Annotated in this window: 21 protein-coding genes; 11 read left to right on the forward strand and 10 right to left on the reverse strand. The window is 63.8% G+C overall.

The window, feature by feature from the left end:
- The first annotated feature begins 317 nt into the window (after window positions 1-317).
- The 5 genes from FS665_RS21785 to FS665_RS21805 all read left to right on the forward strand — a co-directional run bounded on the left by FS665_RS21785 (window position 318) and on the right by FS665_RS21805 (window position 6,424).
- Entirely contained in the window at window positions 318-1,961 is a 1,644-nt protein-coding gene (locus FS665_RS21785) for an acetolactate synthase large subunit (protein ID WP_145193208.1), read from the forward strand.
- 151 nt (window positions 1,962-2,112) lie between these two features.
- On the forward strand, window positions 2,113-2,667 hold the full coding sequence (locus FS665_RS21790) for a UPF0149 family protein (protein WP_145193210.1): 555 nt from the start codon (window positions 2,113-2,115) through the stop codon (window positions 2,665-2,667).
- A gap of 131 nt (window positions 2,668-2,798) precedes the next feature.
- Window positions 2,799-3,422, forward strand: coding sequence for a glutathione S-transferase family protein (locus FS665_RS21795; RefSeq protein ID WP_145193212.1), 624 nt, complete (start codon window positions 2,799-2,801; stop codon window positions 3,420-3,422).
- A 25-nt stretch (window positions 3,423-3,447) separates the two neighbouring features.
- Window positions 3,448-5,460 (forward strand): pyridoxamine 5'-phosphate oxidase family protein, encoded by a 2,013-nt coding sequence (locus FS665_RS21800; RefSeq protein WP_145193214.1) that lies wholly within the window; start codon window positions 3,448-3,450, stop codon window positions 5,458-5,460.
- A 67-nt stretch (window positions 5,461-5,527) separates the two neighbouring features.
- The gene (locus FS665_RS21805) at window positions 5,528-6,424 is read left to right on the forward strand and encodes a LysR family transcriptional regulator (protein ID WP_145193216.1); all 897 of its coding nucleotides are present in this window, start codon (window positions 5,528-5,530) and stop codon (window positions 6,422-6,424) included.
- Between the two features lie 10 nt (window positions 6,425-6,434).
- Here the strand turns inward: FS665_RS21805 and FS665_RS21810 are convergent, their stop codons facing one another.
- The 8 genes from FS665_RS21810 to FS665_RS21845 form a co-directional block, all read right to left on the reverse strand.
- Window positions 6,435-7,304 carry an aldose 1-epimerase gene (locus tag FS665_RS21810; protein ID WP_145193219.1) on the reverse strand — a complete coding sequence of 290 codons (870 nt, stop codon included), beginning with the start codon at window positions 7,302-7,304 and terminating at the stop codon, window positions 6,435-6,437.
- Window positions 7,304-8,224, reverse strand: a complete 921-nt coding sequence (locus FS665_RS21815) for a DMT family transporter (RefSeq protein WP_145193221.1) — start codon at window positions 8,222-8,224, stop codon at window positions 7,304-7,306. Before FS665_RS21815 ends, FS665_RS21810 begins: the two co-directional genes overlap by 1 nt.
- A gap of 58 nt (window positions 8,225-8,282) precedes the next feature.
- The gene (locus FS665_RS21820) at window positions 8,283-9,563 is read right to left on the reverse strand and encodes a TRAP transporter large permease (RefSeq protein WP_145193223.1); all 1,281 of its coding nucleotides are present in this window, start codon (window positions 9,561-9,563) and stop codon (window positions 8,283-8,285) included.
- The gene (locus FS665_RS21825) at window positions 9,564-10,091 is read right to left on the reverse strand and encodes a TRAP transporter small permease (RefSeq protein ID WP_145193224.1); all 528 of its coding nucleotides are present in this window, start codon (window positions 10,089-10,091) and stop codon (window positions 9,564-9,566) included.
- 67 nt (window positions 10,092-10,158) lie between these two features.
- A complete protein-coding gene (locus FS665_RS21830) occupies window positions 10,159-11,130 on the reverse strand; it encodes a TRAP transporter substrate-binding protein (RefSeq protein WP_145193226.1) in 972 nt (323 codons plus the stop codon).
- Between the two features lie 63 nt (window positions 11,131-11,193).
- Window positions 11,194-12,069, reverse strand: coding sequence for an SMP-30/gluconolactonase/LRE family protein (locus tag FS665_RS21835; protein WP_145193228.1), 876 nt, complete (start codon window positions 12,067-12,069; stop codon window positions 11,194-11,196).
- 24 nt (window positions 12,070-12,093) lie between these two features.
- Window positions 12,094-12,900 carry an NAD(P)-dependent oxidoreductase gene (locus FS665_RS21840; protein ID WP_145193230.1) on the reverse strand — a complete coding sequence of 269 codons (807 nt, stop codon included), beginning with the start codon at window positions 12,898-12,900 and terminating at the stop codon, window positions 12,094-12,096.
- Window positions 12,901-13,023: 123 nt separating this feature from the next.
- A complete protein-coding gene (locus FS665_RS21845; RefSeq protein WP_145193232.1) occupies window positions 13,024-14,268 on the reverse strand; it encodes an OprD family porin in 1,245 nt (414 codons plus the stop codon).
- A gap of 312 nt (window positions 14,269-14,580) precedes the next feature.
- Between FS665_RS21845 and FS665_RS21850 the strand changes: the two genes are divergently transcribed.
- The 6 genes from FS665_RS21850 to FS665_RS21875 all read left to right on the forward strand — a co-directional run bounded on the left by FS665_RS21850 (window position 14,581) and on the right by FS665_RS21875 (window position 22,303).
- Complete coding sequence (locus FS665_RS21850; protein ID WP_145193234.1) at window positions 14,581-16,962, forward strand: glucose/quinate/shikimate family membrane-bound PQQ-dependent dehydrogenase; 2,382 nt, start codon at window positions 14,581-14,583, stop codon at window positions 16,960-16,962.
- A gap of 321 nt (window positions 16,963-17,283) precedes the next feature.
- The gene (locus FS665_RS21855) at window positions 17,284-18,258 is read left to right on the forward strand and encodes a 2-dehydro-3-deoxygalactonokinase (protein WP_145193236.1); all 975 of its coding nucleotides are present in this window, start codon (window positions 17,284-17,286) and stop codon (window positions 18,256-18,258) included.
- Between the two features lie 13 nt (window positions 18,259-18,271).
- Window positions 18,272-18,892 (forward strand): 2-dehydro-3-deoxy-6-phosphogalactonate aldolase, encoded by a 621-nt coding sequence (locus tag FS665_RS21860; RefSeq protein ID WP_145193238.1) that lies wholly within the window; start codon window positions 18,272-18,274, stop codon window positions 18,890-18,892.
- Window positions 18,893-18,931: 39 nt separating this feature from the next.
- A complete protein-coding gene (gene dgoD, locus FS665_RS21865; RefSeq protein WP_145193240.1) occupies window positions 18,932-20,080 on the forward strand; it encodes a galactonate dehydratase in 1,149 nt (382 codons plus the stop codon).
- Window positions 20,081-20,138: 58 nt separating this feature from the next.
- A complete protein-coding gene (locus FS665_RS21870) occupies window positions 20,139-21,449 on the forward strand; it encodes an MFS transporter (RefSeq protein WP_145193242.1) in 1,311 nt (436 codons plus the stop codon).
- Between the two features lie 62 nt (window positions 21,450-21,511).
- Window positions 21,512-22,303: an IclR family transcriptional regulator gene (locus FS665_RS21875; RefSeq protein ID WP_145193244.1), complete on the forward strand. Its 792-nt coding sequence runs from the start codon at window positions 21,512-21,514 to the stop codon at window positions 22,301-22,303.
- Between the two features lie 118 nt (window positions 22,304-22,421).
- On the opposite strand, the gene FS665_RS21880 is transcribed toward FS665_RS21875, so the two are convergent.
- Both FS665_RS21880 and FS665_RS21885 read right to left on the reverse strand, forming a co-directional pair.
- Window positions 22,422-23,675: a ribonucleotide-diphosphate reductase subunit beta gene (locus FS665_RS21880; protein ID WP_145193246.1), complete on the reverse strand. Its 1,254-nt coding sequence runs from the start codon at window positions 23,673-23,675 to the stop codon at window positions 22,422-22,424.
- 242 nt (window positions 23,676-23,917) lie between these two features.
- Window positions 23,918-26,797 carry a ribonucleoside-diphosphate reductase subunit alpha gene (locus FS665_RS21885; protein ID WP_145193248.1) on the reverse strand — a complete coding sequence of 960 codons (2,880 nt, stop codon included), beginning with the start codon at window positions 26,795-26,797 and terminating at the stop codon, window positions 23,918-23,920.
- Window positions 26,798-26,846 lie beyond the last annotated feature (49 nt).

Consider the following 26,846-nt stretch of genomic DNA (forward strand, 5'->3'; position numbering starts at 1 on the left):
CCATGTGAGAGTAGGTCATCGTCAAGATTCATTTCGCAAAACCCCTATCTGCGCAAGCAGGTAGGGGTTTTGTCTTTCCTGCTCAGAAATCCTGCGATCTCGCTGCTGCCATCAAAGGTGTTTTGCCTGTAACCGCCTGTTCCTGCTGCAGCCGCGGTGCGACAATATTTCTCGCCCGTTGACGTGACTTGTTCGCGCCTAGGCTGCGTCAAGACTTTAGTTCGGGGCAATCCTGGCCCCCGAACCGAGCGATGCCAGCGTACCGTGCTGCGCATTTCTGGACTTCCACTGTCCGATCACTTGAGGTTACAAGCAAGATGGCCAAGGCCGCCGATGTCGTTGTGCAATGCCTGGAAAACGAAGGTGTCGAGTATGTGTTCGGCATTCCCGGTGAGGAAAACCTCGACCTGCTGGAATCCCTGCGCAAGTCGAAGATCAAGCTGGTCCTGACCCGTCACGAGCAATCGGCGGGTTTCATGGCTGCCACCTATGGCCGTCTGACCGGCAAGACCGGCGTCAGCCTGTCGACCTTGGGCCCTGGCGCGACCAACCTGGTGACCGCCAGTGCCTATGCCTATCTCGGCGGCATGCCGATGATGATGATCACCGGCCAGAAACCGATCAAGAAGTCCAAGCAAGGCCGTTTCCAGATCATTGACGTGTGCGGCATGATGGACCCCATCACCAAGTACACCCACCAGTTCGCTTCGGCCGACAACATTCCGGCCCGCATGCGTGAAGCGTTCCGCCTGGCTGAAGAAGAGAAGCCGGGTGCCGTGCACCTGGAGCTGCCAGAAGACATCGCCGCCGAGCAAACCGATGCGCTGCCGATCCCGCGCAGCCTGCACCGTCGCCCGCTGGCCGAGCACGTGGCCATCGAAGCAGCGGTCGAGAAACTGCAAAAGGCCCGCAGCCCGATCCTGGTAATCGGCGCCGGTGCCAACCGCAAGATGACCGCCAAGGTGCTCAAGCAGCTGATCGACAAGACCGGCATCCCGTTCGTCACTACTCAGATGGGTAAAGGGGTGGTCGACGAGCGTCATCCGCGCTTCCTGGGCAACGCTGCACTGTCGTCGGGCGACTTCGTACACCGCGCGATCGAAGCCGCCGACCTGATCATCAACATCGGTCACGACGTGATCGAGAAGCCGCCGTTCTTCATGGTCCGTGGCGGTACCGAAGTCATCCACATCAGCTTCCGCTCCGCCGAAGTCGATGCCGTGTACTTCCCACAGGTCGAAGTGATCGGCGACATCGCCAACGCCGTGTGGCAGATCAGCGAACAACTCGGTGATACCGCGCATTGGGACTTCAGCCGCCTGATGGCGATTCGTGAAGCCAACGAAGCGCAAATCGCCGAAGGCGGCGACGACGATCGCTTCCCGGTCTACCCGCAGCGCATGGTCGCCGACATCCGTCGCGTACTGCCCTCCGAGGGCATCGTTGCCTTGGACAACGGCATCTACAAGATCTGGTTCGCCCGTAACTACAAGGCGCACAAGCCCAACACCGTGCTGTTGGACAACGCCCTGGCGACCATGGGCGCCGGCTTGCCATCGGCCATGGCGGCGCACCTGGTGTACCCGGATCGCCCGGTGATCTCGGTGTGCGGCGACGGCGGCTTCATGATGAACAGCCAGGAGCTGGAAACGGCAGTGCGCCTTGGCATGCACATCACCGTGGTGATCCTGCGTGACGATGGCTACGGCATGATCCGCTGGAAGCAGGCCAACATGGGCTTCACCGATTTCGGCCTGGACTATGGCAACCCGGACTTCGTCAAATACGCCGAAGCCTACGGTGCCAATGGCCACCGCGTAGAAAGCGCCGAAGCTTTCCTGCCGCTGCTCGAGCACTGCATCAGGACCCCAGGCGTGCACGTGATCGACTGCCCGGTCGACTACAGCGAGAACGACCGCATTCTCAACAGCGAGCTGCGTGAGCGCGCGCTGGCCGTTTAACGCCTGACGTCCTGATCGCCGGCCCGTCAGTTCCCAGACATTGCCTGGGAGCTGACGGGCCGGCGATTGTTTTTGCCCAGGCAAAGTATTACCTCAGGCCTGGCATCGCTGTGCTAGGGTGCAGGCAAATCGTCATCCAGGATGCCCGCTCATGCTCCCCGCCCTCAGCGACAAAGAACTCGATCGCCTAGAAGATCTGCTGATCACCTATGGCAACGACTACTCGGTACTCAACCTCGCAGAGTTGCACGGTTTTCTCACGGCCCTGGCGAGCTCCCCGGTCAACGTCATTCCGGAAAAATGGTTGCCCGTGGTCGCCGGCGGCAAGGTGCCCAAATTCAAGCGGCCAGCCCACGCCGAGGCTTACACGGCACTGCTGCTGCGCTTCGCCAACGAGGTCACCGAAGACCTGGCCTACGACCTCGACCAGTTCGAGCCCATCTTCGAGCAGAGCACCAATGACGAGGCTCCGACCATCATCATGGAAGAATGGTGCTTCGGCTACATGCGCGGCACTCAGCTGGCAGGCTGGCAGGCGTTGCCGGCAGAGCAGGACGCGCTGCTCAAGGACATTTCCCTGCATGGGCTGGAGGACAACTTCGAGTTGCTCGATGCGTTGAGCTTCGACGAACACCAGGCTTACGCACCACGCATCGTCAAGGCAGCCCGTGCCTTGTACCGTTTTCACAAACAACCGTCGGCTTGACCTTCAACCCGCAGCATTATTTCGCCTGGCGAAATTATGGTTTCCCCGCTGCGCTGATTCTGCTGCCAGGCGTATCGGCGCACGATGGGCTCCACCCGACACCGCAAGGTGTCACCACCGGAGCCTCAGCCATGATCAAACTCTACACCTTCCCCAAATCCGGCCATGCCCACCGCATCGAACTGATGCTGTCGCTGCTGCAGCTGCCCACCGAACCGATAGTGGTCGACCTGGCCAAGGGTGAACACAAGCAAGCGCAGTTTCTTGCCATCAACCCGTTCGGCCAAGTGCCGGTCATCGATGATGACGGCACCGTGATCGCCGACTCCAATGCCATTCTGGTCTACCTGGCAGGCACTTACGACAAGACCGGCCAGTGGTTGCCGCACGCGCCAATCGCCGCAGCCAGGGTTCAACGTTGGCTCTCGGTTGCCGCCGGGCCGCTGGCCTTTGGCCCCGCCGCAGCGCGCCTGATCACGGTGTTTGGCGCCTCGTTCAACAGTGATGAAGTGATCGGCCGCGCGCACAGCCTGCTCAAGGTGATGGATGCAGCGCTGGCCACCTCCGCCTTTCTGGCCGGCGACCAGCCAACCATCGCCGATGTCGCCAATTACTCGTACACCGCTCACGCACCGGAGGGCAATGTGTCGCTGCAACCTTACCCGAACGTGCGCGCCTGGTTATCGCGGATCGAGGCATTGCCCGGCTTCGTCGCCATGCCACGCACTGTCGTAGGCCTGCAAACCAGTCTCTGAGTTGCCCCACGCGAGGACTGCCGCCATGACCGAACCCCTTGAGCAACGTCCCTCACCCTGGCATGCCGGTGAACGCCGCCTGCAAGCACAGGTGGGTGTTTTGGAGCGCATGCAAGCCTTCGGGCAGAAGGTCATCCGCGACCATATGCCCGAGCAGCACCGGACTTTCTACGCGCAACTGCCGTTCATCGTCGCCGGCGCCGTTGATGCCAGCGGCTCACCCTGGGCGACGCTGCTTGAGGGCGCCGAAGGCTTTGTCAGCTCGCCCGATCCTCGGCACCTGCTGATCGATGCGCGAGCGCGCGACGATGACCCCGCCGGCCCCGGCCTGACGAGCGGGCAGGCCATCGGCCTGCTGGGCATCGAACTGCATACGCGGCGCCGCAATCGCCTCAATGGCCTGATCGGTCAGGCAGCGGATGGTCGGCTCGAGGTCGTGGTCGAGCAGTCATTCGGCAATTGCCCGCAGTACATCCAGCTGCGCGAGTACACCCGCGTCCAGGCGCAGCCGCAGCCGCGAATCGATGCATCGACCCTGGATGCATACACCACCGCGATGATCAGCAATGCCGACACCTTGTTCGTTGCCAGCTATGTGGATCAGCCAGGCGGTCAGCGCGCGGTGGATGTCTCGCACCGCGGCGGCCGGCCGGGCTTCGTCAGGGTCGAGGGCAACCGCCTGAGCATTCCCGACTACGCCGGCAACCTGCACTTCAACACCCTGGGCAATCTGCTGGAGAACCCAGTGGCGGGGCTGCTCTTCGTTGACTTCGCCACCGGCGATGTCCTGCAAGTCAGCGGGCGCACCGAGGTGATTCTGCAAAGCCCGCTGATCAACGCCTTCGAAGGCGCCGAGCGTCTGTGGACGCTGGACATCGAGCAGGTGGTGCTCCGTCGCGCCGCCCTCGGCCTGCGCTGGGCCTTTGAGGAATATGCGCCAACCAGCCTGCACACCGGAACCTGGTCGGAAGCCGAGCTACGGCTGCAACAACGCGACCAACGAGGTCAGTGGCGAGACTGGCGAGTCGAGCGGGTCGAGCAGGAAAGCCGCGATATCCGCTCCTACTACCTGGCTGCCGACGGCCCGGTGACGTTCTTGCCGGGTCAACACATCCCGGTGCGCATCCCTCAGGCGGGCAGCGCACCGCTGATCCGCACCTATAGCTTGTCATCCGCCCCCTCTGACGGGTACCTGCGCATCAGCGTCAAAGCCCAGGGGCCGGCGTCGCGCTACCTGCATGCGCAGATCAAGGTCGGCGACAGCCTGCAAGTACGGGCACCGGTGGGCACTTTCACCCTCGACAGCAGCAGCGAACGGCCCATCGTGCTGATCGGCGCTGGGGTGGGCATTACGCCGTTGATGGCCATGCTGCGTGAACTGCTGGCCAGTGGGCAAGGCCGGCGCATCCATCTGTTCCATGGCGCCCGTAGCCTCGCTGACCTGCCGTTTCAACAGGAATTGGCGAGCCTTCTGCGCAACGCCCAAGGCCAGCTCACCGTGCACCGATCCCTGAGCCAGCCGCAGGCCGACGATGTGCCAGGCCACGACTACCAACACGCAGGGCGCCTCGGCATCGAGCACGTCAAGGCGGCGCTTAGGCTGGATGACTACGATTTCTACCTGTGTGGGCCGGCAAGCTTCACCCAGGACCTGTACGAAGGTTTGCGCGCGGTGCATGTGCCCGATGCCCGTATTCATGCCGAAGCGTTCGGACCGTCGACCTTGCGCCGCCATGGCGATGACCCGCAGCCCACGCTGCAACAGCCGCCAGCGGCCAGTGAAGCCGTAGCGGTAATGTTCGCCGACTCGGCCAAGGAGGCGCGCTGGACCCCCGGTGACGGCAGCCTGCTCGAGCTGGCCGAGGCGCGGGGGCTGTCGCCGCCATTCAGCTGCCGGGGCGGCTCTTGCGGCACCTGCACGACCAAGGTGTTGCAAGGGCAGGTGCATTACCCCAACCCGCCTGCGCAAATGCCCGAGCCGGGCAGCGCATTGATCTGCTGCGCGGTGCCGGCAGAAGCCCTGGTGCTGCAGCTCTGAGGTCGGTCAGCAAAAGCCGGCCAGATAGCCGATACTCCCTGCACCTTGTCGACGGCCTGGAATGCGCATGGATCAGATCCACCTGATGAAGGTTTTCGTTGCGGTTGGCGAGCTGGAGAGCTTTGCCGCCGCAGCGCGCAGCCTGGACCTCTCGCCAGCAGCCGTGACCCGCGCCGTCAGCGCCCTGGAAGCGCAACTGGGGGTCAGGCTGCTGCTGCGCACCACGCGCCACGTCCGCCTGACCGACGCCGGCAGCCGCTACCTCGAAGACACTCGGCACATCCTTGCCCGCATCCATGAGGCCAACGAAGCGGCCGCCGGAATCAACGCCACGCTCAAGGGTGAGTTGGCCGTCACCGCGCCGATCCTGTTCGGCAAGAAGTTCGTCATGCCGTGCATGGTGCGTTACCTGAAGCAGTATCCCGAGGTGGATGTGTCGGCGTACTTCCTCGACCGCGTGGTGAACATGGTCGAGGAGGGCATGGACGTGGCAGTGCGCATCGGTCCGCTGCCGGACTCGGGCCTCAAGGCGCTGCGCGTCGGCCGGGTACGGCGCATGTTGTGCGCAGCGCCCGAGTACCTGGCGCGCAAGGGCGAACCGCAGCACCCCGGCGAGCTGCCGGCCCATGACGTCATCGCCACCAGCAACCTGTCACCGCGTGCCGGCTGGCGCTTCGGCCTGGCCGATGACGCCACTACCGTACGCATGCAGCCGCGGCTGACCGTGACCAGTAACGACGGCGCGATCGCCGCTGCCGTCGGCGGCCTGGGCATCGCCCGGTTGCTGTCGTACCAGGTGGTCGACGAGCTGGCCAGCGGTCAGTTGCAGGTGGTTCTGGCCCAGTACGAGGAGGCGCCCTGGCCGATCCACATCCTGCACCGCGAGAGCAAGCATGGTTCGGCCAAGGTCCGTACCTTCATCGATATGCTGGCGGCAGATCTGCGTGCCCGTCAGCTGGACTGAGCGCCCCGACTCACAGCGCCTGATACTGCATGTGCCAGCTCAAGCCGGTCGCCTGGCCGGTTTCCAGCAAGCGCAGGCCCGGGCGCTGCGGCAGGTGATGGGCATTGACCGGATGACTCACCGGCTCGAAGCAGAAGAACGCCTGCTGCGGTGGGCAGTACAACATGAAGTGCTCGGCGCCGCTGGCGCGACAGCGCAAGCGATAGCCTGCCGTCGGTTGCTCGATCACGCAGTCTCCGGCCCAGCCGCTGAACGCGTGATCGACCAAGGTGCTGGGAAGCGCTGCGCCGTCGCCGAAGTTCCACGGCTCCGGCAGCGCGGCCTGACGGGTTGGCAGGCCATCGTCGTCGGCGAGCCAGACGCTGTCGGCGCCAACACGTAAGCGCGTATCGGGCAAGCGCGGAAAATACGGGTGCAGGCCCAGGCCGTACCAGGTTGGCATGGGCCCTTGGTGGATCACCTGCAGGGCCAAGCTCAGGCAGCCGCCGTGCAACTGCACGTCCAGCGTCGCCTGATAGGCGAAGGGCAGCATGCTGTCCAGGCACAGTCGCGCGCGGTCGACGCTGCACTGCTGCACTTGCCAGGCTTGTTGCCAGGCACTGCCGTGAATCGGGTAGGGATCGTGCGCGCTGTTGGCCTGCAGGGCCAACCAGCCCCCCGGACACTCGAAGCCGCCATGGGCGATTCGGTTCGACCACGGGGCCAGCGGATAACAGCCCAGCTGCCGCGGGTTGCCGCTGGCCAGCGCGGCGGCATCCGTCGGGCGCAGCAATGCCTGGCCGCTGGCCTTGAGCCGCCAGTTGACCAGGCTGGCACCAAGGCTCGGCGCAATGGTCAATTCGCTCAGTTGATCCTGCAGATGCAGCAACGGCACACTCATCACGGCCTCCGATAGGTCAGCAGGACGATAGCGCACACCACCACGGCGCCGCCGAGCAGCTGCAGGCCGCTCAGTTGCTGGCCCAACAGCGCCCAGCCCAGCAGCAGGGTGGCGATGGGCTCGACATTCATCACCGGTGCGTTCTGCGCCATGTTCAGGCGCGGCACGCAGACGAACAGCAAGGTGAAGGCCACGCCATACAACACCACCAGGCTGCCCAGGGCTATCCAGCCGCTGCTGCTGGCCGGCGGCGACAAGCCAGCCGGCATGACCCCGCTCAGGCCTGCCAGCAGCATGCTGACGAAGACGATCAGCAGGGTCAGCAAGCTGCGCACCGGGCCGCGCACCGCTGCCAGCTTGTGATCGGTGATCCACAAGGCGCAGGCGAACACGCACGCCGCGCCAAAGGCCAGGCCGATGCCCAGCGCCCAGTGCGGATTGCCATCGCCACCGTCGCCCAGGCGCGCCGGCACATCCAGTGCGAGCACCAGGCCACACAGGATCAAGCCCATGCACAGCAGGGTACGTGCGCTCGGCCGCGCACCCCCCAGGGCCCAGGTCAGCAGCGCCAGCAGCATCGGGAAGGTATTGCCCACCAACAGGGCCAGGGCCACCGGGATGCGCGCCACGGCCGAGTACAGACACAGGCTCTGGGTGGCGATCAGCAGGCCCAGGAGCAATTGCCAGCCGCCGCTGCCGGCGGGCAGGCCCAACGGTTGGCGTTGCCACAGCACCAGGCTGGCCAACACCAGCAGGGTGATACCGGAGCGGCACAAAATCGCCAGCAGCACGCCTGTGTCATCGTCAAAGGCGATGCGTGCGGCGATGTGGTTGCCGGCGAACGAGCAGGCCAGCAGCGCCAGCAGGGCGATGGCCAGCTGGCGCGGGAACAGGGGGGCAGCAGAAGAGGAAACAGCCATGTGCAGGATCCGTTTGCAGCGCAACGCAGGGCCGCACGGGCGGCCCCGGTCACTGGAATTACAACACCATGCTAGGCAGCCATAGCGAGATCGCCGGGATGTAGGTCACTGCCATCAACACCAGGAACAGCGCCACGTAGAATGGCAGCAGCGCCTTCACCGTGGCCTCGATGCTGACCTTGCCGATGGCCGAGCCGACGAACAGCACCGCGCCCACCGGCGGGGTGATCAGCCCGATGCCCAGGTTGACCAGCATGATCATGCCGAAGTGCACCGGGTCCACGCCGATGCCGGTGATCACCGGTAGCAGGATCGGCGTCAGGATCAGGATCAGCGGCGCCATGTCCATGACCGTGCCCAACAGCAGGAGCATGAAGTTGATGCACATCAGGATCACATAACGGTTGTCCGAGAAGGTCAGGAACGCCGTGGTGATCTTCGACGGGATCTGCATCAGGGTCATGACGTAGCCGAAGCTGGCTGCGAAAGCGATCAGGATCATCACGATCGAGATCGTCCGTACGGTGCGGTGCATCAGTTTGGGCAGGTCGCGCCACTTGTAGTCGCGGTAGATGAACATGGTCACGAAGAACGACCACACCACGGCCACCGCCGCCGATTCAGTCGCCGTGAACACCCCCGAAAGAATGCCGCCGAGGATAATGACCATGGCCATCAGCCCCCACAGCGCCTCCCCGGCGATCTTCAGTGCCTGGCGCAGCGGAATCACCTCGCCCTTGGGGTAGTTGCGCTTCTTGGCGAAGATCAGGCACAGGCCCATCATCACCGCGCTGAGCAACAGCCCTGGCATTACCCCGGCCATGAACAGCGAGGCAATCGATACGGTGCCGCCAGCGGCGAGCGAGTAGAGCACCGAGTTGTGGCTCGGCGGGGTCAGCAACGCCTGTACCGAGCCGCTGACGGTGACCGCCGTGGAAAACTCGCGGGGGTAGCCCTTGCGTTCCATCTCCGGGATCAGCACCGAGCCGACCGACGCCGTGTCAGCGACCGAAGAACCGGAAATCGCCCCGAAGAAGGTCGAAGCGGTGATGTTGACCAGCGACAGGCCACCGCGCACGAAACCCACCAGCACTCCGGCGAAGGCGACCAGGCGCCGCGACATGCCGCCTTCGGCCATGATCGCCCCGGCCAGGACGAAGAACGGGATGGCCAACAACGAGAATTTGTTAACGCCGCTGGCCACCTGGATCATCATCGCCTGCAGCGGGATGTCGATGTACCAGGCGCCAATCAGCGCGGACAGCCCCAGGGCATAGGCCACCGGCATGCCGAGCAGGATCAGGGCGACGAAACTGCCCAACAGAATCAATGCATCCATTTATGCCGCCCCCTCGTTTTCTTCCACCAGATCGAAGCGCACGACCCTGCGCTGGCTCTGATCGCCCAGCAGGAGTTTTTCCAGCACGAAAATCAACGTCAGCAGGCCGCCCACCGGGATGGGCGCGTAGCTCATGCCCACGCGCATGCTCGGCAGCGAGGCCATGTACTGATTCCAGGTGGTGGCGCACAGCTTGAAGCCATACCAGGTCATGAACAGGCACACCCCGACCATCAGCAGTTGGGTCAATACCGCCACCAGGCGCCGGGTGGGTTCGGGCATGCGATCGGTGACCATCGCCACCGCCATGTGCGCGCCGGCGCGGTAACTGGCGGCGGCGCCGATGAAGGTGAACAGCACCATCAGCAGGATCGACACCGGCTCCGGCCAGCTGGAGCCGGTACCCAGGACGTAGCGGGCGAAGATGCCCCAGGGAATGATCAGCGTCATGGTCAGGATCGACAGCCCGGCGACCCAGATACAGGCGCGGTAGAGCGCGTCGTTGACGCGCAGGAACAGCATTTTCATAGGCATCACCAGAGCGGCAGGGCGACGGGCGTCGCGCTGCCGCGGTCTTCTCGGAAGGGGGCCGGTGTTACTGGACGGCGTCGATACGCTTCATCAGGTCGGCGTATTGCGCACCGTATTTCTCGCGCACCGGGGCGGTGGCGTCATAGAAGGGCTTGGTGTCGACGGCGATGAACTCGACGCCGGCCGCCTTGAGCTTCTCTTCACTGGCGGCAGACTTGGCATCCCACAGCGCGCGCTCTTCCATCTGCGCTTCGCGGGCGACCTTCTTCACCAGCGCCTGTTGATCGGCGCTGAGCTTGTTCCAGGTGGTCTTGGACATCACCACAGGCTCAGGCAGGATCAGATGGTTGGTCAAGGTGAAGTACTTGGCGCTCTGGTAGTGGTTATGCTCGAGCAGGGTCGGCGGGTTGTTCTCGGCGCCGTCGATCACCCCGGTCTGCAGGGCGCTGAAGATCTCGCCGGTGTCCATGGCGATACCGTTGCCGCCCATGGCGTTCATCATGTCGATGAACAGCGGGTTGCCCTGTACGCGGATCTTCATGCCCTTGAGGTCTGCGAGGCTGCGCACCGGCTTTTTCGTGTACAGGCTGCGCGAGCCGCCATCCATCCAGGCCAGCGCCACCAGGTTGAATTCGGAATGGGTGATCTTGTCGAGGATCTCCTGGCCGATCTCGCCGTCGATGATCTTGCGCATGTGCGCATGGTCGCGGAACACGAACGGCATGTTGAACACGTTCACATCCGGCACCACCGGGCCGACGATGCCCAGGCTGACCCGGGTCATCTGCACGGCACCGATCTGCGCCTGCTCGATCACCTCTTTTTCCGAGCCCAATACGCCACCGGGGAACATCTTGAAGGTGATGTCACCGTTGCTGGCCTGTTCGAGCTTCTTGCCCATGTTCTGTTCGGCGACAACGGTCGGGTAACCGGCCGGGTGAATTTCGGCGAACTTGATGTCGAGGGCCGAGGCCGGCATCGACAGGCTGAAAGCGAATGGGAGTACGGCAAGAAGCAGCTTGCGTTTGAAGGTCATGGTGAAACTCCGTGGTTTTTATTATCTGGTTTCGCGTGTCAGTGGCAGGTAAAACAGGGCGCTTCAGCCGCGCCAGGCAGGTTCCTCCAGGCCTTGGGCGCCCGGGCGCAGGGCGAACACACCGCCCGCCAGGGGCTGGTCGGCAAGGTCGCTGTCGGCTGGGCGAATGGAGGTGACGAACAAAGTGTCGAGGTTGGCGCCGCCGAAGGCGCACATGGCCGGTTTCTTCACCGGCACCGTGAGCGAGCGGTCCAGGCGTCCATCCGGGGTGAAACGGTGAATCTGCCCGGCATCGTTGCCGCAGATCCAATAGCAGCCGTCGGTGTCGATAGCCGCGCCGTCGGGGCGCCCGGGAAACGCGCGCATGTCGACGAACAGCCGCTGGTTGTGGGGCGTGGCGCTGTCGATGTCATAGTCGAAGGCCCAGATCTTCTGCACAGCAGGGTGCGAGTCGGACAGGTACATGCGCGTGCCGTCAGGGCTGAAGGCCAGGCCATTGGGCACGATCATGTCCTTGAGCTGGCGGTGCAAGCGGCCTTCGCCATCGACCCGATACAGCGCCCCGACATGCGCGCCTTGTTGCATGTCCATGAGCATGCTGCCGGCCCAGAAACGCCCTTGGCGATCACAGCGGCCGTCGTTGAAGCGCATGCCCGGTTGCCCGTGCTCGACTGCCGCAATCAGACGACTGTGCAGGCTGCCATCGGCCTCGGCGCGGACCTGGTAGATGCCATCTTCCATGCCGGCCAACCAGCCGTTCGCAGCGCGCGCGATGCAGGCCAGCATCTGCTCACCCTGCCAGCGCTGGTGCTTGCCGCCGTGCCACCGGTGCAGCTGGCGCGCTGGAATATCGACCCAGTACAGGGCCTGCTCGGCGGGGTGCCACACAGGGCTTTCGCCTGTGCCATTGCGGGCGTCGACGATCAGTTCGCAGTGCATGCTCAGGCCTCCTGGCCGTGCGGGTCAGTTGAACGGGCCAGCTGCGACGAAGGCGCCGCCCTGATAGACCATGCTGGGGTCTTGCGCAGCGGGCGCAGGCTTGGCCTCTACCGCGGCGCGAAACACCTCGGAGGTGTCCTTGGGTTGGTAACCCAAGTGGGCGGCGTAGCGGTTGTCCCACCACACCGTGGCATTGTCGGAAGCGCCGTAGACCACGGTGTGACCGACGTCAGGGGTGAACAGGCTGCGCTCGATCAATTGGCTGAGGTCGTCGTAGCTCAGCCAGGTGCAGAGCATGCGCGGGTTCTGTGGCTGCTCGAAGGATGAGCCAATGCGCAGGCTGACGGTTTCGATGCCATAGCGATCGAAATAGAAGCTGGCGACGTCTTCGCCGTAGCATTTGGATAGGCCGTAATAGCTGTCGGGGCGGCGCAGGGCGTGCGCGTCGATGCGCTGATCCTGACGGTAGAAGCCGATCACATGATTGGAACTGGCGAAGACCACGCGCTTGACGCCATGCTTGCGCGCCGCTTCGTAGATATGGAACACGCCACAGATGTTCGGCCCGAGGATGTCTTCGAAGGCGTGCTCGGTGGACACTCCGCCAAAATGCACGATGGCATCGACACCTTCGACCAAGGCGTGGACTGCCGCTTTATCGGCCAGGTCGCAGCGGACCACTTCTTCGTGAGGGCCGGCAGCAGGGGCCATCGGCGCGATGTCGGAAAGGCGCAGGACTTCGGCACAGTCGCTCAGGCGCTGGCGTAGAACCTTGCCCAGGCCGCCTGCCGCTCCGGTGAGCAGCAGGCGCTTGAAGGGGGTTTTGGTCATGTCGGTCTACTTATTGTTAATTGTTGTAAGTTGTCGTATGACTTGGGCAATTATCGACAGCCTATTCCATGCTTGTCAATGCTGCATGTCGGTAGCGAGCGCTTGCCCAGATTGCCCATCGGCTCACAGCAACGACAGCGGATAGTTGAAGATCAAGCGGTTCTCATCGAACTCGTTGTTGCTGAAGCTGCGGCGAATGCTCGAGTTGCGCCACTTCACACTCAAGTCCTTGAACGCCCCGCTCTGGATGACATAGGCCAACTCCGATTCACGCACCCACTCCTTGCCGTCGCTGACCGCTGCGGTGTGCACATCGCGGCCGCTGATGTAGCGGTTCATCAGGGTCAGGCCGGGGATGCCCAGGGCCACGAAGTTGTAGTCATGGCGCACCTGCCAGGAGCGTTCGTTGGCGTTGTCGAAGCTTGCGTTGTAGCTGTCGTTGGCCAAGGTGCCGCCGCTGGTGCCGTTGACCCGCATCCAGGTGTCGCCGTCGACCTTCTGCAAGCCGATCCAGAACGTGTTGCCGCCGTATTTGGCGGAGAACATTCCGGAGTAGGTCTTGTTGTCCAGCTTGCCGGCGCGCTGCGAGCCGTCGTCATCGCCCTGGAAGTAACCGAGGTTGGCGCCCAAGGTCCAGGCGCCAGCCGGTTGAATGTGGTTCAACTGCAGGTACTGCTGCTGATACACATCCTTGAGCACCGCATTCCACAGGCCCACCAGCGTGCGCTCCTGGTTGAACTTGTACTCGCCGCCCACGAAATTGAACCGATCCGACAAGGCGCCGGCGTAGCTCATGTCGTCCATGCTCGCATCGTTGCGCGGGCTGTTGCCGCGGAACTGGCCGCCATACAAGGTCAGCCCGGCAATCTCGTTGGAGGTGATCTGCCCGCCCCGGAAGGTCTGCGGCAACGAGCGGCCATCGTCAGAGCGCAGGATCGGCAGCACTGGCATCCACTCGCCGATCTTCAGTTCGGTCTTGGAGATGCGCGCCTTGCCGGCGACGGCCAGGCGCCCGTAGTCATCGGCAGGGCGTCCGTCGTCGTGGCGCGGCAGCAGCGCGGTGCCATAGGTGCCGCCACCGCCATCGAGCTTGACCGACCATAAGCCCAGTACATCCACGCCGAACCCGACCGGGCCTTGGGTGAAGCCTGAGCGGGCGTCGAGGATGAAGCTCTGGGTCCATTCCTCGGCTTTGCTTTGCGGGTTGGCGGGGTTGGTGAAGTTGCGATTGATGTAGAAGTTGCGCAGCCCCAGGACGGCTTTGCTGTCTTCGATGAAACCTTGTGCAGCACCAACGCCAGGCACGGCACTGAGCAGGCTGACGCCGAACAGCGCGTAGGGGAGGGAGGTCTGGCAGATTTTCGACATGGGATACGTCCATTTTCTATTGTTTTTGTTATGCGTTGTCGTACAACCTCGGCGTTTTTATCAAGTGCGAAAACCTCTGTCAATGTGAGAAATATCCAGCTAAGCAAGGTGTCAAGTGAATCTTTTCTAGCGAAGGCTCTACTTCGCGCGTTAGCTATAGAGTACGGTCATACGATGACAGCAGCGGATTGTTACGATTAGTGCAAAGGGTTTGACGCGATTACTCAATGAGTCGCGGAATCATTTCGTAATACTATTCTTGGTCTCTGAACGGCTAATCGTTTCAGTCCCATGGATACGGAGATTTCGCGCATGAGCTCTACCCGTGCTTCACAACCCCCGCGCCTGTTACCCAGGCTATTGGGCGTGCTGTTCGCGCTGATGGGCCTGGCCCTGCTGGCGGGCGGCATCAAACTGGCGACCCTGGGTGGTTCGCTGTATTACCTGCTGGCCGGCGTCGGCCTGCTGATCACCGGTGGCCTGCTGTGGGGCCAACGCCGCGAAGCGCTGAGCGTCTATGGCATCGTGCTGCTGCTGAGCTCACTGTGGTCATTGATGGAAGTCGGGTTGGACTGGTGGCAACTGGTGCCGCGCCTGGCCCTGTGGTTCGTCCTGGGTGTGGTGTTGCTGCTGCCCTGGCTGCGCAAGCCACTGACCGTAGGCCAACCTTACCCGCTTGGCACGGGTGTGCTGGCAGCGGGCGTGGCGGTGGCGGGGCTGATGGCCGTGGCCAGCCAGTTCACCAACCACAATACCATTGTGGGTCGCCTGGACCGCGACACCGCAGGGACCGACAGCGCCGCGCCGCCGATGCCCGATGGCGACTGGCAGGCCTATGGCCGCACCGCCTTCGGCGACCGCTACTCGCCGCTCAAGCAGATCACCCCAGAGAACGTCGGCACCCTCAAGCCGGCCTGGACCTACCGCACCGGCGACCTGCCTGGCCCTAACGACCCGGCTGAAACCACAGCGGAGAACACCCCGCTCAAGGTCAACGACAAGTTGTATGTGTGCACCCCGCACAGCCAGGTGATCGCCCTCGATCCGGACAGCGGCAAGGAACTGTGGCGATTCGATCCCAAGTTGAGCACCCAGAACGCCGATAACTTCAAGGGCTGGGCGCACATGACCTGTCGCGGCGTGGCCTATTTCGACACCGCCCAGGCCCAAGCCAGTGCGGCGACCGGACAGGCCTGCGCCAAGCGTATCTACGTACCTACCGCCGACACCCGCCTGATCGCCCTGGATGCCGATACCGGCAAGCAATGTGAAGGTTTCGGCGACAACGGCCAGATCGACCTGACCCGCAACATCGGCACCTTCGCCGCCGGGGGCTACTACTCGACCTCGCCACCGGCGATTGCCGGCGGCCTGGTGATCCTCGGTGGCCACGTCACCGACAACGTCTCGACCGACGAGCCCTCGGGCGTGATTCGTGCCTATGACGCCATCACCGGCAAACTGGTGTGGAACTGGGACAGCGGCAACCCGGACGCCACCGCGCCGATTGCCGAGGGCCAGTTCTACACACGCAACTCGCCGAACATGTGGTCGGTGATCAGCGTCGACGAAAAGCTGGGCATGCTCTACCTGCCGATGGGCAACCAGATGCCTGACCAGTGGGGCGGCAACCGCACGCCAGAATCGGAGAAGTACAGCGCCGGTGTGGTGGCGCTGGACGTCGCCACCGGCCAGGTGCGCTGGAACTACCAATTCACCCACCACGACCTGTGGGACATGGACGTCGGCGGCCAGCCGAGCCTGATCGATATCAAGACCGCCGATGGCGTCAAGCCGGCGCTGATGGCCTCGACCAAGCAGGGCAGCATCTACGTGCTGGACCGCAGCAATGGCCAGCCCCTGGTACCGATCAAGGAGACGCCGGTACCGCAAGGTGCGGTCGAGGGTGACCACACTTCGCCAACCCAGCCGATGTCCGCGCTCAACTTCATGCCGCCGACCTTGCGCGAGCATGACATGTGGGGCGTGACCCCGTTCGATCAGTTGCTCTGCCGTATCGACTTCCGCTCGCTGCGCTATGAGGGCATCTACACGCCGCCGTCGTTGCAGGGCTCGCTGGTGTACCCGGGCAACTTCGGGGTGTTCGACTGGGGCGGTATCTCGGTCGATCCAGTGCGCCAGATCGCTTTCGTCAACCCCAGCTACATGGCTTTCAAGTCGCAGTTGGTACCGGCGGCCAAGATTGCCGGCCAGCCGGCACGCAAGAGCGAAACCGAAGGCATTCAGCCAAACAAGGGCGCGCCGTATGGTGTGATCATGAGCGCCTTCCTGTCGCCGATGGGCTTGCCATGCCAGGCGCCGTCGTGGGGCTATGTGGCCGCCGTGGACCTGACCACGCACAAGGTGATCTGGAAGCACAAGAACGGCACCGTGCGCGACAGCTCGCCAGTGCCGATCCCGCTGACCATGGGCGTGCCAAGCTTGGGCGGCAGCTTCACCACCGCCAGTGGCCTGGCGTTCCTCAGCGGCACCCTGGATCAGTACCTGCGGGCCTATGACGTGCGCGATGGCAAGGTGCTGTGGGAGGGGCGCCTGCCGGCAGGCGCGCAGACCACGCCGATGACCTACACCGGCAAGGACGGCCGCCAGTACGTGCTGGTGATGGCCGGCGGCCACGGCTCGCTCGGCACCAAGATGGGCGACTACGTCATGGCCTTCGCGTTGCCTGAGTAAGCCCCGCGACCTGACGCGGCCCGTGTGGGAGCGGCCGCGTGTCGCGAAAGGGCCGCGTAGCGGCCCCAGCAATTCGAGCTATCAGGCTGGAATCCTGGGGACGCTACGCGCCCCTTCGCCACACGCGGCCGCTCCCACACGTCCATCCTCTCAAGCCCTTCATCAAAGCATTCCTTGGATCCCGGTCAGTACCGACCAGGGTCGGCTTACCTGCTTTCTTCTAGTCCCTATATGTGGGATAGCATTTTACATATTGGAATTGTCCGCTCTTCAGGTTTATAGTCGCCCGCACTCACTGCCAAAAACAAAACAGGTGAAGCGATGCAAGCGCAATTGATCGCGCTCGACTGGGGAACCACCTCCCTGCGTGCCTACAAACTCGCCGCCGCTGGCCAGGTGCTGGAATCTCGCGCCTCGCCGCACGGCATCATGCAACTGCCCAGCACCCCACGGCTGATCAACGGCACGCTGTGCAGCGATGGTTTCGAACTGGCCTTCGCGCAGGCCTGCGCTGACTGGCTGGCGACCGACCCGGCCCTGCCGGTGATCGCCTGCGGCATGGTCGGCAGCGCCCAGGGCTGGCGCGAGGCGACCTACCGCGACACACCGGCCAACGTCGCCAGCCTCGGCGCTGCCCTGCAGACGCTGCGCAGCGTGTGCGGCGTCGACGTACACATCGTGCCTGGGGTGATGCAACGCTCGGCGCTGCCCAACGTCATGCGCGGTGAAGAAACCCAAGTGCTCGGCGCACTTGCCGAGCTGCCCAACGACGATGTGCTGATCGGCCTGCCAGGCAGCCATTCGAAGTGGGTGCAGGTGGCCGACGGGTGCATCGTGCAGTTCGACACCTTCATGACCGGCGAGCTGTTCGCCGTGCTCAGCGAACACAGCATCCTTGGCCGCACCCAGCAGCGCGGCGGCGCGTTCGATGCAGCGGCGTTCGACCGCGGCGTGCAGGTCGCGCAGTCGGCCGAGGGCAACAGCGGCCCGTTGTCGACCCTGTTCAGCGCCCGCACCTTGGGCCTGACGGGCGCACTCAGCGGCGCAGCCCAGGCTGATTACCTCTCTGGGCTGTTGATTGGCCATGAGCTCGCCGCCCTGGCCCAGCTGCAGCGTCAGCGCCGCCCTGGCGCGCCGTTGCCGGCCGTGCTGCTGATCGGCAATGGCCCGCTGTGCACCCGCTACTGCCGTGCCCTGCAGGCCTGCGGCTTCGGCCGTGTCAGCGTGGCCGCGCACGCCACCGAACGTGGCCTGTGGCAACTGGCAGTGGCCGCGGGCCTGATCCAACCCACCTGAAAGGAGTCCCGACATGCTCGAACAAGCACTGGCGCACAATGGCCTGATCGCGATCCTGCGCGGCCTGCAGCCGCACGAAGCGCCGTCGATCGGTCAAGCCCTGTATGACGCAGGTTTTCGCATCATCGAAGTCCCGCTCAATTCCCCCGCGCCCCTGGACAGCATTCGCACGCTGCGCAACTGCTTGCCCGCCGATTGCCTGATCGGCGCCGGCACCGTGCTGAGCGCCGCACAGGTCGGGCAGGTCAAGCAGGCGGGCGGGCAACTGATCGTCATGCCCCATAGCGATGCCCAGGTATTGCGCGCGGCCAAGGCAGCGGGCCTGTACCTGGCGCCGGGTGTCGCCACGCCCACCGAAGCCTTTGCCGCGCTGGCCGAAGGCGCCGACGTGCTCAAGCTATTCCCCGCCGAGCAGATGGGCCCGGCAGTGGTCAAGGCGTGGCTCGCCGTGCTGCCGGCCGGCACCGTGCTGGCGCCGGTGGGCGGCGTGACCCCCGACAACCTCCAGCACTTCCATGCCGCTGGTGCCAGAGGCTTCGGCCTTGGCTCCGGCCTGTACAAGCCAGGCATGACGCCCGAGCAGGTCGCCGCCACTGCCAAGGCGTACGTGACCGCTTGGCATGCCCTGAGCTGATCCCGCCCGACGCTGCACCCCAACAAGAGAGACAAGCAGATGAAAATTACCAAGTTGACCACCTTCATCGTTCCGCCGCGCTGGTGCTTCCTCAAGATCGAAACCGACCAGGGCGTGAGCGGCTGGGGCGAACCGGTGGTCGAAGGGCGGGCGCACACGGTCGCCGCCGCCGTCGAGGAGCTGGCCGACTACCTGATCGGCAAGGACCCGCGCAACATCGAAGACATCTGGACGGTGCTCTACCGCGGCGGCTTCTACCGGGGCGGCGCCGTGCACATGAGCGCCTTGGCCGGCATCGACCAAGCGTTGTGGGATATCAAGGGCAAGGCCCTGGGCGTGTCGGTCAGCGACCTGCTCGGCGGCCAGGTTCGCGACAAGATCCGCGTCTATTCGTGGATCGGTGGTGATCGCCCGGCCGATACCGCCCGGGCCGCGCAAGAGGCGGTAGCGCGGGGGTTCACTGCGGTGAAGATGAACGGCACCGAGGAGCTGCAATTCCTCGACACCTTCGCCAAGGTCGACCAGGCCTTGGCCAATGTCGCGGCGGTACGCGATGCGGTGGGGCCGAACGTCGGCATCGGCGTCGATTTCCACGGCCGGGTGCACAAACCCATGGCCAAGGTGCTGATGAAGGAGCTCGACCCGTTCAAGCTGATGTTCATCGAAGAACCGGTGCTCAGCGAAAACTATGAAGCGCTAAAAGAGCTGGCGCCGCTGACCAGCACGCCGATCGCCCTGGGCGAGCGGCTGTTTTCGCGCTGGGACTTCAAGCGCGTGCTCAGCGAAGGCTACGTGGACATCATCCAACCGGATGCTTCCCACGCTGGCGGCATCACCGAAACCCGCAAGATCGCCAACATGGCCGAGGCCTACGACGTGGCGCTGGCCCTGCATTGCCCCTTGGGGCCGATCGCCCTGGCCGCCTGCCTGCAACTCGACGCGGCTTGCTACAACGCGTTCATCCAGGAGCAGAGCCTGGGTATTCATTACAACGAAAGCAACGACCTGCTCGACTACGTGCGCGACCCCGGCGTGTTCGACTACGAGCAGGGCATGGTGAAGATCCCCAATGGCCCAGGCCTGGGCATCGAGATCAACGAGGACTATGTGATCGAGCGCGCCGCCATCGGCCACCGCTGGCGCAATCCGATCTGGCGGCATGCCGACGGCAGCTTCGCCGAATGGTGATGCCTGCGCCCTGACCGTGTTGCACCGACCTCAATAAACATAACAAGAGGCACGTCCCATGCACCCGCACACCCTCACTGGGCAGGCCGCCCTGGTGGCGCCCAGCCGCAAGCGTTTTTTCATCATGCTGTTGCTGTTCATCACGGTGGTGATCAACTACCTCGACCGCAGCAACCTGTCGATCGCGGCACCGGCGTTGACCAGTGAGCTGGGCATCGACCCGATTCACGTCGGCCTGGTGTTCTCGGCGTTCGGCTGGACCTACGCGGCCATGCAGATTCCAGGCGGCTGGCTGGTCGATCGGGTCCCGCCGCGTATCCTTTACAGCGCAGCGCTGGTGCTGTGGTCGTTGGCCACCGTGATGCTCGGATTCGTCTCGAGCTTCATCGCCCTGTTCGTCCTGCGCATGGCGGTGGGGGCGCTGGAAGCCCCGGCCTACCCGATCAACAGCCGGGTGGTCACCACCTGGTTCCCCGAGCGCGAACGGGCCACGGCCATTGGCTTCTACACCTCCGGCCAGTTCGTCGGCCTGGCTTTTCTAACGCCGGTGCTGGCCTGGCTGCAGCATGCCTTCGGCTGGCACATGGTGTTCGTCTCCACCGGCGCAGTGGGCATCCTGTGGGGTGTGATCTGGTACGCGGTGTACCGCGAGCCGCGTGATTTCAAGGGCGCCAACCCAGCGGAGATCGAGCTGATCCGCGAGGGCGGAGGGCTGGTGGACATGCAGCGCGAGCAGAGCCAGGCCAAGGCCCGCTTCAGCTGGCTGGACCTGGGTATCGTGCTGAGCAAACGCAAGTTGTGGGGCATCTACCTGGGGCAGTTCTGCCTGAACTCGACCTTGTGGTTCTTCCTCACCTGGTTCCCCACCTACCTGGTCAAGTACCGCGGCATGGATTTCATCAAGTCCGGCCTGTTGGCGTCGCTGCCGTTTCTCGCAGCCTTCGTCGGGGTGCTGTGTTCAGGCGTATTTTCCGACTGGTTGATCCGCCGCGGCGCCAGTGTCGGCTTCGCCCGCAAGCTGCCGATCATCAGCGGTTTGTTGATTTCCACCGCGATCATCGGCGCCAACTTCGTCGAATCCACGCCGCTGGTGATCGCGTTCCTGGCGCTCGCATTCTTCGGCAACGGCCTGGCATCGATCACCTGGTCGCTGGTTTCGACCCTGGCGCCTGCGCGCTTGCTCGGCCTGACCGGAGGGGTGTTCAACTTCATCGGCAACCTCTCGGCGATCGTCACGCCCATCGTCATCGGCGTACTCGCCAGCGGCGACTCCTTCGCCCCGGCGATCACCTACATCGCCGCCTTGGCGTTGATCGGCGCGCTGTCCTACATCTTGTTGGTCGGCAAGGTCGAGCGTATCGAGTTGTAGCGGCGCCCTGCGGGCGACCATAATGGCGCCCGCCCATTTTTGCTCAACGGTACAGGCTGCCCATGCAGGAAGACCCCGCAAAAACCGCCCCCACCGGCACCCAGACCCTGCTCCGCGGCCTGGCCGTGATGCAGGCCGTGGCCGCCGGCGCGCGCGACCTCAAGGACATCGCCCGGCACATCGGCACGACCCGCAGCACGACCCACCGGCTGGCCAGCTGCCTGGTCGAAGAGCGCTACCTGCGTGTGGTGCCGCAGGTCGGCTATCTGCTCGGCCCCAAGCTGATCGAACTCGGCTTCCAGGCCCGTGAAGAGCTTGCCCTGGTGACCCTGGCCGGCCCTTATCTGGATGAGCTTTCGGCGATGACCGGTGACACCATCCACCTGGCCATCCGCGAAGGGGACGAGGTGCTGTACCTGCACAAGACCCCCGGGCGCAACGGCCCGGAAATGCGCTCGCGAGTCGGCCATCGCATGCCGCTGGCGCGCACCGGCATCGGCAAGGCGCTGATGCTCGACGATACCGCGGCCGAGTGGCAGCGCTTGTATGAAACCAGCCTGCCGGCGGGCGGCAAGAGCGCGTTCTGGCCGCAGCATACCGAGCAGACCTGGGCGCAGTTCGAGCAACGCATGGCCGAGTATGTGGCGGGCGGCTACGCTTTTGACCTGGAAGACAACGAACCGTCGATCCGCTGCGTGGCCGCGCCGGTGCGCGACGCCAGCCGGCGGATCGTCGCCGGGATCAGTGTGGCCAGTACCGTGCCGTACATGTCGGAAGAAAAGATGCGCGCACTGATCCCGGTGATCCAGGATGTGGCTCTCAGACTGTCGGCAGAACTTGGCCTGAAGACCTGAGCGCCGCTCGCGATGCGTCGTGGGTGGGGCGCTCGATTTCACCTGCGCAAGAAAGTCGCTATGCCGAATGCAAAAAAGGCTGCCATATGGCAGCCTTTTCGATGCTTGGCCCGGACACTCAGTCCCAGCTCAGCGCACCACCGGTCTGATACTCGATCACCCGCGTCTCGAAGAAGTTCTTCTCTTTCTTCAAGTCCATGATCTCGCTCATCCATGGGAACGGGTTGGTGGTCCCTGGATACTCTTCCTTCAAGCCAATCTGGGTCAGACGACGGTTGGCGATGAACTTGAGGTAGTCCTCCATCATTGCCGCGTTCATGCCCAGTACGCCGCGTGGCATGGTGTCGCGGGCGTATTCGATCTCCAGCTGGGTCCCTTGCAGGATCATCTGGGTCGCTTCTTCCTTCATCGCCGCGTCCCACAGGTGCGGGTTCTCGATCTTGATCTGGTTGATCACATCGATGCCGAAGTTCAGGTGCATCGACTCGTCACGCAGGATGTACTGGAACTGCTCGGCAACGCCGGTCATCTTGTTGCGACGGCCCATCGACAGGATCTGGGTGAAGCCGCAGTAGAAGAAGATGCCTTCCAGGACGCAGTAATAGGCGATCAGGTTGCGCAGCAGCTCTTTGTCGGTTTCGACGGTACCGGTGTTGAATTCCGGATCGGAGATGGCGCGGGTGTACTTCAGGCCCCAAGCGGCCTTTTTCGCCACCGACGGGATCTCGTGGTACATGTTGAAAATCTCGCCTTCATCCATGCCCAGCGACTCGATGCAGTACTGGTAGGCGTGGGTGTGGATCGCCTCTTCGAAGGCCTGGCGCAGGATGTACTGGCGGCACTCGGGGTTGGTGATCAGACGGTACACGGCCAGGGCCAGGTTGTTGGCAACCAGCGAGTCGGCGGTGGAGAAGAAGCCGAGGTTGCGCATGACGATGCGGCGCTCGTCTTCGGTCAGGCCGTCCATGCTCTTCCACAGGGCGATGTCGGCGGTCATGTTGACCTCTTGCGGCATCCAGTGGTTGGCGCAGCCGTCCAGGTACTTCTGCCAGGCCCAGTCGTACTTGAACGGGACCAGCTGGTTGAGGTCGGCGCGGCAGTTGATCATGCGCTTTTCATCGACCGCAACGCGCGCGGCGGAGCCTTCCAGCTCGGCCAGGCCCTCGGCGACGTCGAGCGCATCGAGGGCGGCCTTGGCGCGCTTGACGGCTTCGGAGTCAGCAGCGGTAGCCGCACGGGCTTCGAGGGCGGCGGCACCGCCGGCGCTGTCGAGCTTGTCGAGGGTAGCGGCGGCATTGGCCTGCGCAGGGGTGTTGCCTTTGGCGGCGATTTCGCCGTCTTCTTCTTTGTCGAATTCGTCCCAGCTCAGCATGGTGAGATTCTCCTGCTTGAGGGCCATCTATGGAGTATGGCCGGTGGATCTTGGTTGCGGTGCGCTGCACGCAAATCTGGAGTGCCCAGAAGGGCTGGCCGAGGCTTGCAGCCACGGCTTATTGTGTCTGGCTGTGGGGGCGGCGGGCGTACCAGCCTCATTGCGGGTGAGCCCGCTCCCACAGGGTCCGCAGTCATGCGGAAAACGCGTTGAGGCTTCCCGAAGAAAGCCTCGGCCCAGCCTTACTGGCAGGCTTCGCAGTCAGGCTCGTCGATCGCGCAGGCCTTCGGCACTGGCGCGGGGCCCGCTGCCTGGACCGGGGCGCTGTCGCCACCGCTGGAAACGGCGTTGAGCTTGCCGGTGTTGATGGTCGACTTCTCGGTGCTGGTCGCGGCCAGGGCACGGAGGTAGTAGGTGGTCTTCAGACCACGGTACCACGCCATGCGGTAGGTCACGTCCAGCTTCTTGCCCGAGGCGCCAGCGATGTACAGGTTCAGCGACTGCGCCTGGTCGATCCACTTCTGGCGACGCGAGGCGGCGTCGACGATCCACTTGGTCTCGACTTCGAACGCGGTGGCGTACAGGTCCTTCAGCTCTTGCGGGATACGCTCGATCTGCTGCACCGAACCGTCGTAGTACTTCAGGTCGTTGATCATGACCGAGTCCCACAGGCCGCGGGCCTTGAGGTCGCGGACCAGGTACGGGTTGATCACGGTGAATTCGCCCGACAGGTTCGATTTCACGTACAGGTTCTGGTAGGTCGGCTCGATCGACTGCGACACGCCAGTGATGTTGGCGATGGTTGCGGTTGGCGCGATGGCCATGATGTTCGAGTTACGAATACCTTTCTGTACGCGGGCACGGACCGGTGCCCAGTCCAGGCTCTCGTTCAGGTCGACATCGATGTACTTCTGGCCACGGGCTTCGATCAGGATCTGTTGCGAATCCAGCGGCAGGATGCCCTTGGACCACAGCGAACCCTGGAACGTCTCGTAGGCGCCGCGCTCGTCCGCCAGGTCACAGGAGGCCTGGATGGCGAAGTAGCTGACCGCTTCCATCGACTTGTCGGCGAACTCCACGGCGGCGTCGGAGCCGTACGGGATGTGCTGCAGGTACAGCGCGTCCTGGAAGCCCATGATGCCCAGGCCGACAGGGCGGTGCTTGAAGTTCGAGTTGCGGGCCTGCGGCACCGAGTAGTAGTTGATGTCGATCACGTTGTCGAGCATGCGCACGGCAGTGTTGACGGTGCGCTGCAGCTTGGCGGTGTCGAGCTTGCCATCGGTGATGTGGTTCGGCAGGTTGATCGAGCCCAGGTTGCAGACCGCGATCTCGTCCTTGTTGGTGTTCAAGGTGATCTCGGTGCACAGGTTCGAGCTATGCACCACGCCCACGTGCTGCTGCGGCGAACGCAGGTTGCACGGGTCCTTGAAAGTCAGCCACGGGTGGCCGGTCTCGAACAGCATCGACAACATCTTGCGCCACAGGTCTTTGGCCTGGATGGTCTTGAACACCTTGATCTTGTTGTACTCGGTCAGGGCTTCGTAGTACTCGTAGCGTTCTTCGAAGGCCTTGCCGGTCAGGTCGTGCAGATCAGGCACTTCCGATGGCGAGAACAGGGTCCACTTGCCGTCATCGAAGACGCGCTTCATGAACAGGTCAGGGATCCAGTTGGCAGTGTTCATGTCGTGGGTACGACGACGGTCATCACCGGTGTTCTTGCGCAGCTCGATGAACTCTTCGATGTCCAGGTGCCAGGTTTCCAGGTAGGCACACACCGCGCCCTTGCGCTTGCCACCCTGGTTCACGGCAACGGCGGTGTCGTTGACCACTTTCAGGAACGGCACGACGCCCTGGGATTTACCGTTGGTACCCTTGATGTAGGAGCCCAGTGCACGCACAGGCGTCCAGTCGTTGCCCAGGCCACCGGCGAATTTCGACAGCATGGCGTTGTCGTGGATCGCGTGGTAGATGCCAGACAGGTCGTCCGGCACGGTGGTCAGGTAGCAGCTCGACAGCTGCGGGCGCAGGGTGCCGGCGTTGAACAGGGTCGGCGTCGAGGCCATGTAGTCGAACGAGGAGAGCAGGTTGTAGAACTCGATCGCCCGCGCTTCCTTGTCTTTTTCTTCCAGCGCCAGGCCCATGGCCACCCGCATGAAGAACACCTGCGGCAGCTCGAAGCGCACGCCATCCTTGTGGATGAAGTAGCGGTCGTACAGGGTCTGCAGGCCCAGGTAGGTGAATTGCTGGTCGCGCTCGTGGTTGATCGCCTTGCCCAGCTTTTCCAAGTCGAAGTCGGCCAGGGCAGGGTTCAGCAGTTCGAACTCGACACCCTTGGCGACATAGGCGGGCAGGGCCTTGGCGTACAGCTCGGCCATCTCGTGGTGAGTGGCGCTGTCGGCGACGTTGAGGAAACCCAGGCCTTCGGCGCGCAGGGTGTCCATCAGCAGGCGGGCGGTGACGAACGAGTAGTTCGGCTCACGCTCGACCAGGGTACGGGCGGTCATCACCAGGGCGGTGTTGACGTCCTTGATGGCCACGCCGTCGTACAGGTTCTTCAGGGTTTCGCGCTGGATCAGGTCGCCATCGACTTCGGCCAGGCCTTCGCAGGCTTCGCTGATGATGGTGTTCAGGCGCGCCATGTCCAGCGGCGCCAGGCTGCCGTCGGCCAGGGTGATGCGGATGCTTGGGTGCGGCTCGACCACCGAGTCGGTGCTGACCCGGGTGGCGCGCTCCTTGGCGCGCTGCTCGCGGTAGATCACGTAGTCGCGGGCGACTTTCTGCTCGCCGGCACGCATCAGGGCCAGTTCGACCTGGTCCTGGATTTCTTCGATGTGGATGGTGCCACCCGACGGCATGCGGCGCTTGAACGTGGCAGTGACCTGCTCGGTCAGGCGCGCGACGGTGTCGTGGATGCGCGACGAGGCGGCGGCGGTGCCACCTTCAACTGCGAGGAACGCCTTGGTGATGGCCACGGTGATCTTGTCGTCGGTGTAGGCGACGACAGTGCCGTTGCGCTTGATCACACGCAGTTGGCCCGGAGCGGTGGCAGCCAGATCCTGGTTGGACTCAGCGGCCTGCGGCGCCAAAGCCTGCTGGCTCTCGCGAGTTGTGTCGGTTTGCATGGGTGGGTGTCTCCACAGTTTCAATAGTGTTCAGGCGCCACGCTCGGCG

The sequence above is a fragment of the Pseudomonas sp. URMO17WK12:I11 genome (assembly GCF_007677725.1).
GTDB lineage: Bacteria > Pseudomonadota > Gammaproteobacteria > Pseudomonadales > Pseudomonadaceae > Aquipseudomonas.

What these genes read in the sequence shown, in the direction of transcription:
- FS665_RS21785 (WP_145193208.1), top strand. Translation starts at nt 318, where the DNA reads ATGGCCAAGGCCGCCGATGTCGTTGTGCAATGCCTGGAAAACGAAGGT.
- FS665_RS21790 (WP_145193210.1), top strand. Translation starts at nt 2,113, where the DNA reads ATGCTCCCCGCCCTCAGCGACAAAGAACTCGATCGCCTAGAAGATCTG.
- FS665_RS21795 (WP_145193212.1), top strand. Translation starts at nt 2,799, where the DNA reads ATGATCAAACTCTACACCTTCCCCAAATCCGGCCATGCCCACCGCATC.
- FS665_RS21800 (WP_145193214.1), top strand. Translation starts at nt 3,448, where the DNA reads ATGACCGAACCCCTTGAGCAACGTCCCTCACCCTGGCATGCCGGTGAA.
- FS665_RS21805 (WP_145193216.1), top strand. Translation starts at nt 5,528, where the DNA reads ATGGATCAGATCCACCTGATGAAGGTTTTCGTTGCGGTTGGCGAGCTG.
- FS665_RS21810 (WP_145193219.1), bottom strand. Translation starts at nt 7,304, where the DNA reads ATGAGTGTGCCGTTGCTGCATCTGCAGGATCAACTGAGCGAATTGACC.
- FS665_RS21815 (WP_145193221.1), bottom strand. Translation starts at nt 8,224, where the DNA reads ATGGCTGTTTCCTCTTCTGCTGCCCCCCTGTTCCCGCGCCAGCTGGCC.
- FS665_RS21820 (WP_145193223.1), bottom strand. Translation starts at nt 9,563, where the DNA reads ATGGATGCATTGATTCTGTTGGGCAGTTTCGTCGCCCTGATCCTGCTC.
- FS665_RS21825 (WP_145193224.1), bottom strand. Translation starts at nt 10,091, where the DNA reads ATGAAAATGCTGTTCCTGCGCGTCAACGACGCGCTCTACCGCGCCTGT.
- FS665_RS21830 (WP_145193226.1), bottom strand. Translation starts at nt 11,130, where the DNA reads ATGACCTTCAAACGCAAGCTGCTTCTTGCCGTACTCCCATTCGCTTTC.
- FS665_RS21835 (WP_145193228.1), bottom strand. Translation starts at nt 12,069, where the DNA reads ATGCACTGCGAACTGATCGTCGACGCCCGCAATGGCACAGGCGAAAGC.
- FS665_RS21840 (WP_145193230.1), bottom strand. Translation starts at nt 12,900, where the DNA reads ATGACCAAAACCCCCTTCAAGCGCCTGCTGCTCACCGGAGCGGCAGGC.
- FS665_RS21845 (WP_145193232.1), bottom strand. Translation starts at nt 14,268, where the DNA reads ATGTCGAAAATCTGCCAGACCTCCCTCCCCTACGCGCTGTTCGGCGTC.
- FS665_RS21850 (WP_145193234.1), top strand. Translation starts at nt 14,581, where the DNA reads ATGAGCTCTACCCGTGCTTCACAACCCCCGCGCCTGTTACCCAGGCTA.
- FS665_RS21855 (WP_145193236.1), top strand. Translation starts at nt 17,284, where the DNA reads ATGCAAGCGCAATTGATCGCGCTCGACTGGGGAACCACCTCCCTGCGT.
- FS665_RS21860 (WP_145193238.1), top strand. Translation starts at nt 18,272, where the DNA reads ATGCTCGAACAAGCACTGGCGCACAATGGCCTGATCGCGATCCTGCGC.
- dgoD (WP_145193240.1), top strand. Translation starts at nt 18,932, where the DNA reads ATGAAAATTACCAAGTTGACCACCTTCATCGTTCCGCCGCGCTGGTGC.
- FS665_RS21870 (WP_145193242.1), top strand. Translation starts at nt 20,139, where the DNA reads ATGCACCCGCACACCCTCACTGGGCAGGCCGCCCTGGTGGCGCCCAGC.
- FS665_RS21875 (WP_145193244.1), top strand. Translation starts at nt 21,512, where the DNA reads ATGCAGGAAGACCCCGCAAAAACCGCCCCCACCGGCACCCAGACCCTG.
- FS665_RS21880 (WP_145193246.1), bottom strand. Translation starts at nt 23,675, where the DNA reads ATGCTGAGCTGGGACGAATTCGACAAAGAAGAAGACGGCGAAATCGCC.
- FS665_RS21885 (WP_145193248.1), bottom strand. Translation starts at nt 26,797, where the DNA reads ATGCAAACCGACACAACTCGCGAGAGCCAGCAGGCTTTGGCGCCGCAG.